The 1,136-nt window shown below is 59.2% G+C and carries 3 protein-coding genes; all 3 read left to right on the top strand.

The genetic code is table 11. The annotated features are described in order from the left end of the window. Positions 1-297 (top strand): pilin (locus tag F2P44_RS34295; protein ID WP_187363525.1); only part of this gene is annotated, 297 nt, incomplete at its 5' end. 157 nt (positions 298-454) lie between these two features. After that, complete coding sequence (locus F2P44_RS36775; RefSeq protein WP_370662796.1) at positions 455-859, top strand: pilin; 405 nt, start codon at positions 455-457, stop codon at positions 857-859. 164 nt (positions 860-1,023) lie between these two features. Further along, positions 1,024-1,136: type IV pilin protein (locus F2P44_RS34290; protein WP_370662789.1), on the top strand; the 113-nt coding region annotated here is incomplete at its 3' end.

The following is a 1,136-nucleotide window of genomic DNA, read 5'->3' as shown; positions in this document are numbered from 1 at the left end:
GCGGCAGACGAAGCAGCCGGCGGCAGAACCGGTATCGATACCGAGGTGATGCAAAGCCCCAATCTGAGTGCCGCTGCGGCCATGCAGGCCACCAAAATGCAGGCCGAATCGATCAATTGCACGATCAGCACCACGGCCGCAACTGCCGGGGTTGTCGACCTCAGCTGCACCATCAAAGGCGGCCCCGCCTCGGTGACAGGGAAAACCGTCACCTGGTCGCGCGCCACGAGCGGCAACTGGACCTGCAAAGCCATCGGCGTCGCTGCCGAGCATACCACCCCATCTTGCCCGCCGTGATGTAAGTAATCACTCAACGAAGCCCAGTCCGCCATCGGGCAAGCACTGGGCTGTGCTGACCAGTTTTCGTCCTCGCCGCCCGGCTGCGGACCGTTGGCATCAAATTCCCTCGCTGCGCAGTGTCCTTCGGCACAGTCGGCATTGATACTCAATCATCATGACGCCCACCATGGATATCGAAAAACACCATGGATGCTCCCCCGAACTGCGCGCTCAGCGTCACTGCGGTCGACATGGCAAAGCCGAGATCATCTGCAGCATCAAGGCCGGTCCGGCCACGGCGACGGCCAAAAAAGTCATCTGGTCGCGCGGCGACGCCGGTCGCTGGACGTGCGCGATGGATGGCATCAAGCGGAAATACGCGACCGCTGCCTGTCCGGTCAACACCTGGGGGATTATCCCGTGCGGGGCTCGGGCAAGTTCGCCAATTCAAGCGCCGTGCCGTCAGCCGTCAATCGCGGCATGCCAGTCGCCCGGCTTGCCGCCCTGTTTTTCCAGCACCCGCGTTCGACCGCCTTGCACGTGTCATAAATTGTCAGCAGGCCGCACTGGACGGCAGTGACCTGTCGTAAATTGTCAGCAGGCACTTGAACGGCAATGAACGAATTCCATTCGCCAACAATGAAATGCACGGGGGACGTGTCCGACGATCGACCTGGCACGGCGCTTGCATATACCCCAGTGCGGTTCACAAGTTCCGAATTAATTCCCTCTAGGAGTAGCAAAATGAAATCGATGAAAATGATGAAGAAGGCACAAGCCGGTTTTACCCTGATCGAACTGATGATCGTTGTTGCAATTATCGGTATCCTGGCTGCTGTTGCACTGCCAGCGTATCA

This window comes from Massilia frigida, from assembly GCF_011682175.1.
GTDB classification, from domain to species: domain Bacteria; phylum Pseudomonadota; class Gammaproteobacteria; order Burkholderiales; family Burkholderiaceae_D; genus Telluria_A; species Telluria_A frigida.
This window is presented reverse-complemented; position numbering and strand designations above follow the sequence as displayed.

Coding starts and splice junctions, on each gene's coding strand:
- F2P44_RS36775 (WP_370662796.1), top strand. CDS start 455: ATGACGCCCACCATGGATATCGAAAAACACCATGGATGCTCCCCCGAA.